General features: G+C 31.1%; 5 protein-coding genes. 2 read left to right on the top strand and 3 right to left on the bottom strand.

Annotated features, from left to right (window positions below):
- Positions 1-341 precede the first annotated feature (341 nt).
- Complete coding sequence (locus tag OK414_RS28295) at positions 342-503, top strand: hypothetical protein (protein WP_205663273.1); 162 nt, start codon at positions 342-344, stop codon at positions 501-503.
- Between the two features lie 243 nt (positions 504-746).
- On the opposite strand, the gene OK414_RS28290 is transcribed toward OK414_RS28295, so the two are convergent.
- From OK414_RS28290 to OK414_RS28280, 3 genes are all read right to left on the bottom strand, one after another.
- Entirely contained in the window at positions 747-2,273 is a 1,527-nt protein-coding gene (locus OK414_RS28290; RefSeq protein WP_205663272.1) for an alpha-amylase family glycosyl hydrolase, read from the bottom strand.
- Between the two features lie 653 nt (positions 2,274-2,926).
- Entirely contained in the window at positions 2,927-4,345 is a 1,419-nt protein-coding gene (locus OK414_RS28285) for a sensor histidine kinase (RefSeq protein ID WP_264363559.1), read from the bottom strand.
- Positions 4,342-5,040, bottom strand: a complete 699-nt coding sequence (locus tag OK414_RS28280) for a response regulator transcription factor (RefSeq protein ID WP_205663268.1) — start codon at positions 5,038-5,040, stop codon at positions 4,342-4,344. Before OK414_RS28280 ends, OK414_RS28285 begins: the two co-directional genes overlap by 4 nt.
- A gap of 573 nt (positions 5,041-5,613) precedes the next feature.
- On the opposite strand from OK414_RS28280, the gene OK414_RS28275 reads away from it, so the two are divergent.
- The gene (locus OK414_RS28275) at positions 5,614-6,876 is read left to right on the top strand and encodes a SulP family inorganic anion transporter (RefSeq protein WP_205663267.1); all 1,263 of its coding nucleotides are present in this window, start codon (positions 5,614-5,616) and stop codon (positions 6,874-6,876) included.
- Positions 6,877-6,952: the final 76 nt, after the last annotated feature.

Here is a 6,952-nt window from a genome sequence, read left to right as displayed (position 1 = left end):
AAGAAGATTCCTCGCTAATTTATACGAATTTGTATAAGAATATAAAAGGGAATTTTACATACGGAGAAGGTCTTAAAGTGCCAAATCAATAACTACCTTGTAGAACTCCATAAAGGTACATCAATTATTAAACGGATCCTAATAGTATCTGTATTATTTTATATACCCGTATTAAGATTTTTGTGGTATAACATGGGAATAAAGGCTGAGGGTATAAAAGTTTATAATCCAACTAACTAAAATTGGAAAAAGAATATTTTAAAATAGTAATTATTAACAGCTATTATTTTACTCTTACAGTTAAAACTAAATAATATAAATTCCAAAAAGGAGAGATGAGAATGGTAATAAAAAAGTTAGGTTTATCTGAAAATTATGATATAGGAGCAACAAATTCACCCCAAGGTTTTACAAATGAAGTTGGGGTTCCAGAAGGTTTTTCAAAAGAGGTAACATATGAAGACAAGCTACAAGGAATAGATGAAATAATAAAACCAAGGTGACGAGGTTTAAGTTAATTAAGTGTATGTTTAAGCTAACTATTCAAAATCATCATAGCTAATTCTAATCAACGACAACAATTAAATACAACAGGGATTATTAATGGCTAAATTTATAAGATAAAAAATGGAAAAACTTCTTAACAAGAAAAAGCTTTTCCGTTTTTTTATCTTCTCCCCTTAAAAAAATCATTTTATATAAAGATTCTTGATCTTCCTCTCCTTATTAATTAAAACTTCTAAAATTCAAGCAGACTTTTTTCGTTCTCGCTGTCTATATTTCTTATTCTGGAAAATAAAAAGTATGAAAAAAATGTAGATAGTAGCTAATGTTACAATTAATGGAATATTAATTCCGGTTTTTTTTGCAAGGGCATAAATTTCAGATTGCTCTCGTTCTAATATGATTGTAAACTTTTCCTCGTTAGGGCGTACAAGATCTCCTGCTAAGAGTCCCCTCAGCTCTTTGCCTTTGGCGAATTTTGACACCGGGATAGTTACCTTCTGTGTTTTACTTGTGTTATTAATAGCTACAATTAACGTTTCTTTTTTATATTCTCTTTTGAAAACTGTCATTCCCTTTTTATTATAAATAGATTCATACGTGCCTCTTGTTAAAGCAGGCAATTGCTGGCGGAGTTCTCCCAATTTTGTAATGTAATCGATTAATTCATTACCTGCACGAAAATCCATTGTCCGATGATTATCTACACCTTCACCTCCGTTAAGTGCAATTTCTGACCCATAATAAACAAGGGGTAGACCTGGAATAGTATATAAGTATGTTAAAGCCATTTTCCATCGTGCCCCTGGGAATACTTTTTCTTCCACTACATCTCGTGTAAAGCGTTCTGTTTTATAGGAATCTAAATAGTTAGCCGAAAGACGAGAATTTTCGAATGTCTCTTCTTTCTTTTGAAGAAGGTCAATCGTTTCGTTAGAATCTTTATTAAGTTTTATAAACTGTTGACGTAGTGGATTATTCAAACGTGAATAGGTTATCCCGTCAAGTCTTGTTTTCTCATAAGCCGTTAACGTTTTTAAATCTTTCTTTTGACTTTCTCCAAGTAAAAAGAGATCTTTTTTTTCTCTTTTTACTTCTTTTGAAAAGTCATTCCAAAAATTAAGTGGTGCCCCGGACGCATTACTTAAATAATAGCCGTCAAGATTTGTATTTTTAACCCACCATTTTGCTACTTTAATTAGCTCCTGTTTTGTTTCATTATTTTCAAGATTTAAAGCTGCCATGTTTCCGAGCCATTTTTGAGAAACGGGATCCTTTTTGTTTGTGAACCAATTTTCTTTTCCCTTTTCATCTACCCAAGGATGCGAAGTGCTGACATGTGTAACTGGAAAATCAATTAATACTTTCATATTGCGATCATGAGCTTCGCTCACAAGATCTTTAAACTCTTTTATAGAACCAAATTGTTTATTTATCTTATAAAAGTTGGTAATCCAATAGCCATGGTAGCCCCCCTTTTCATTTTGAAAAATGGGTGTAAGTACAATGGTAGTAAAACCGATCTCTTTGAGTTTATCAAGTTTATCTACTATACCCTTAAAATCACCGCCTTGATAGGCAAGGCGATTTTGCCTGTCTACTTCTTTATCATTCATGGTGTCACCATTATTAAAACGATCAACCATTAAAAAATACATAGTCTCGTCTTGCCATTCACGTTTTTCTTTTTCTATAGCGCTGGCTGGAAAGGTATATATACATAAAAGAAGAAACGATATTATCATTAGCGAGAACAATCTCTTTTTCACTTTTACTTCCCCCTATTAATAAACAAATATATTGATTTTGAGGGTGCACTTTACGGATTCCAAAATTAAATAAGATTAGGGAAACGAGTTCATTTTTCAAAACCTTTATAAAAATTTAAAAAAGGATAAGAATTATAGAAACTAAAATGGTACTTGATTTACTTTATTTTTATGCATATTAGGATTTATCAATTATAGGGCATCTTTTTTCTTCTATAGAAAACATATCAGAGAAAGTATCTATAGCTTTTATGGAATTTTTATTTAGTCGTTCTTTTTTAAGAGAATTCAGTTTCATTAAAATTCGGCCATTCCATCCTTTCACCTTGAGTTAGATAATATGTAGAGGAAATAACGTAATAGATCCTCTATGCATCTTTATTTGATAAAATTAGATAAAAGAAATGAAAATCCTGTTTTTTAATGAACATACTTAACCAGATTCAGTTTTTGAAGACAAATAACATATTTTATAAAATTTTCACTTTTTTCTCATTACCTTACGATAAATAAACAGAAAAAGAGTAGGAAAGGACATTAGAACAACTATTCCTATTAACGCTTTAAGAAAATGCTTATCTACATATAAAGAGTTGCTAACAGCTACTAGACAGAAAATACCTAAAATAATAAATAAAAGTGGAAGATATCGTTTAAAGCTTTTCATCTTGTACGTCTCCCTTTATTTTAGAGGGTAAGGTAATAAGAAAAGTAGTTCCTTTATGTAAGGTGCTCTTTACTTTTATTTCTCCTTCTAATAATAAAACAAGGTGTTTAACTATTGACAATCCGAGACCTGTGCTCCCTAAACGATTTGACCGAGATTTATCTGTTTTATAAAACCTTTCAAAAATGTATGGAAGATCTTCTTCTGCTATACCGACGCCCGTATCTTTTATGGATAAATAAACTTTCTTTTTCTCTATCCACCCTTTTATCTCTATATGACCATTTAACTTGTTATAGCGTATTGCATTCTCTAGTATGTTCATTAAAAGCTGCTCTAAGCGTGCACCATCTGTATAGATATAAGGAATATTATCCTTTAGTTGTATGGAGAGTTGTATCTTCTTCTGTTTTGCTTTTAATCTTACTTTATTGAGACATCCCTCAATTAATTCTTGAACATTAATCCAATTTAGATATAGCTCTAATTGTCCTCCTTCAAGTTTAGACAATTCAAATAGGTCGTCTATTAATACATTTAGTTGATTCACTTCATTTATAATAATGGATAAATATTGTTCTTTTTCTTTTTCATCTGTATAAAGTTTATCGTAAATTACTTGTGTGTAACCTTTAATATAAGAGATAGGCGTTCTTAAATCATGAGAGATATTAGCAAAGAAATCTCTCTGCCTATTTCTGTACCTTTCTAATTCTTGGCCTAAATCATTTATAGCTAAAGCTAAGGACCCTACTTCATCATTTGAAGAAACATCTACTTTATTATAGAATTTTCCTTTAGCTACTTCCCGTGTTACTTTTTCCATTTCTAGAAGGGGAGAAGCAAGTTTCTTTGAGGCAATGTAAGTAAATCCTAATGCAATAAACAAGGCTCCAACTAAAGATACCACTAACAACAATTGCATATGACGAACAGAGTTTTTTATATGCTCAGCATCTGAAAACACTAATAATCCCCCACTTACTTTATTTGATAAACGTAGAGGTTTTCCGGAAACAATGTAATTAGTGTTATTTGTCGGGTTCTGATATTCTATTTGGACGGTTTGTTTTGAATTAAGCGTTTGTAATAACTTATTTGATACATGGTTACCTGAGCGAAAGAGACCTTTATTAGAGCTATATAGAATCTTTCCCTTTTGATCAATAATACAGATTTCCGTTTCTGTTAAGTTAGCAACTGTTGTAAGAGAAGCAAGATCTTCTGTACTCTTCAGAATATTAGAGTATTTATCAGCTAATCGGTCAACTTGATGGTGATTCTCACTTAAATAGAAACCAGAAAATAACTGGTTGATAGCATAAATAAGTGGTAAGAGTACACTTACTAAAATAATAAAAATAGTGAGTCCTAATTTAAAAACAATACTATTCCATCTCATCATTCTTCATCTACTGGGTCAAATCTATATCCAAGACCCCAGACCGTTTTTATAGGATTATAAGTGGGTATCTTCTGTTTTACCTTTATTCGAATATTTTTAATGTGTGTATCAACCGTTCTTACATCTTTTATATCCTTAAGCCCCCAAACTACATCTAATAATACATCCCTTGTAAATAAACGATGAGGTTGCTTAGCTAATAAGTAAAAAACATCATATTCTTTAGGAGTCAAATCCAATTTCTCTCCTTTCACAAAAACTATTCTACTATCTGTCTTTATAATCAATAACTGTTCTCCAAATACTAAAACATTTTCAAGATGATTTTCATTCATAAATGATCGTCTCAACAAAGATTTTACTCGAGCAACTAACTCATCAGGTTCAAAGGGCTTTCCTAAATAATCATCAGCTCCAATTCCCAGTCCATAAACCTTATCCTTTAATTCGTTACGAGCTGTTAACATGAGGATAGGAGTGTTTTTTTCTTTTCTTATCTCTTTACATATTTTCCAACCATCTATATTTGGTAGCATAATATCCAGTATGATAAGGTCAAAATGTTCTGCATAGATAAGGGATAAAGCTGTACCCCCATCATCAGCTTCTATAACGTGAAATTCATCTTTTAAATAAATTTTTAATAAATTCCTCATATTCCACTCATCATCGACAATTAATATCTTCTTTTTCATAAAAGTTCCTCCCGCATCCAATTAAAAGATAAAATCTACTATAGCAAAAGTAGGTTCATTTCTAACAAAACTATTATAATTTTGCTAAACTTTGAGATTACATCCTCTATACTAATTATTTTCAATTTTACTTTAAATTTTACATTATAACTTTGAAGAAATTATGAAGTTTTTATTTAGGTAAGAAGACGCGCTTTTTAATAAAATAGGTAAAAAGAATCTAAAGTAGAAAACTTCACCATTTCTTCAATTTTATCTCTTAAATTATTAAGTAGTTAATAATTAAATTTAGAGAGGTGATAGAGTTTTGTGATAGTAAAATTTTAATAAAGGAGAAGTAAAACACATAAAACGGTTAAATACAATAATCTGAATACTATGACCTCAATACATGTGCCTACCAACGGAACGTCTGTTCTATAACATTTTAATTAAGATGAACATTGCGGAATTATTGGAATGTCTGACCTAGATATGGAATTAACCTTTAAAAATAAAAAACAAGTTATTAATGCAGCATAAAAATAAAGTCTATAGCAGATTCTTTATCAATTAGGAGGGTAATATATATCCATGAAATTAGAGACACTTAGAGGATACTCTGTAGATCATTTAAAAAGGGACGTACTATCAGGAATTGTAGTTGGTATCATAGCTATTCCGTTAGGTTTAGGATTTGCTATTGCTTCAGGTATAAACCCTGTTACAGGACTTTACACAACCATTGTAGCTGGTTTATTAATTTCTATATTTGGAGGTTCTCGATTTCAAATTGGTGGGCCCACTGGTGCTTTTGTTCCGGTTTTATTAGGTATTATGTTGCAATTTGGATATGAAAACCTCTTAATTGCAGGATTTATGTCAGGTATTTTACTAATTATCTTTGCAATATGCAAAGTAGGAAGCTTAATTAAGTTTTTCCCTCAATCAACAATTATAGGCTTTCAGTCTGGTATTGCTGTTATTATTTTTACTGGACAAATCCCAAATCTGTTAGGGTTGCATAATATTGATAAATCCAAATACTTCTATCTAAATATGAAAGAAATATTTGAAAACCTTACTAGAGTGAATATCTATAGTGTAATTACTGCAGCCCTTTGTTTGTTAATCATTCTAGTTGTTCTGCATTTTTTTCCTAAATCTATAGGGGTTTCTTATTTGTTAGGAATACTTTTTTCGAGTTTAATTTCATCTATGCTCTTTTCAAGTCAAATTGAAACCATCAGTTCAATTTATGGAAAAATTCCAAATCAGCTTCCTATACCTCATTTCCCCCAAGTTACCGTTGACAAGATGATAACTCTCTTACCCTCATCTTTTGTCATAGCAGTACTTGTAGGGTTGCAATCTTTGTTGACAGCTCGGGTTGCGGACGAAATGACTCAATCCAAACATTGTAGCAAAAGGGAGTTAATCGGTCAGGGAATTGTAAATATGGTTACCCCTTTATTTCATGGAATTCCAGCTGCAGGAGAAATAGCACGGACTGTAACAAATATAAAAAATGGCGCCTCTTCACCTATTGCAGGAATAACGCATGCTTTATTTGTGTTATTTGTTTTATTATTACTTGCACCATATGCTTCATACGTTTCCCTTGCTAGTTTGGCTCCTGTTTTAATGATGGTAGCATGGAATATAAGTAAAAGAGAACAATTCTCTACTATTCTAAAAGATAAATCTACACATTCATTGATTTTAACGACCACTTTTTTGCTCACCGTCTTTACTAATTTAACAGTGGGGATTGGAGCAGGACTATGTTTATCTTTCTTATTTTTTCTAAAAAAGGGAATGAAGAATAATCATAATGAATTAAAGGAAACAAAATAATAAATTAGTTATAAATAATGTAAGACTAAAAAGGTGAGGGACATTACATTAATGTCCCTCATGTAATTTAAAACAG

The organism is Priestia sp. JV24 (assembly GCF_025910025.1).
Classification (GTDB): domain Bacteria; phylum Bacillota; class Bacilli; order Bacillales; family Bacillaceae_H; genus Priestia; species Priestia megaterium.
Note: the sequence above shows the minus strand (reverse complement) of the source record. Positions and strands in the feature narration are given on the sequence as shown.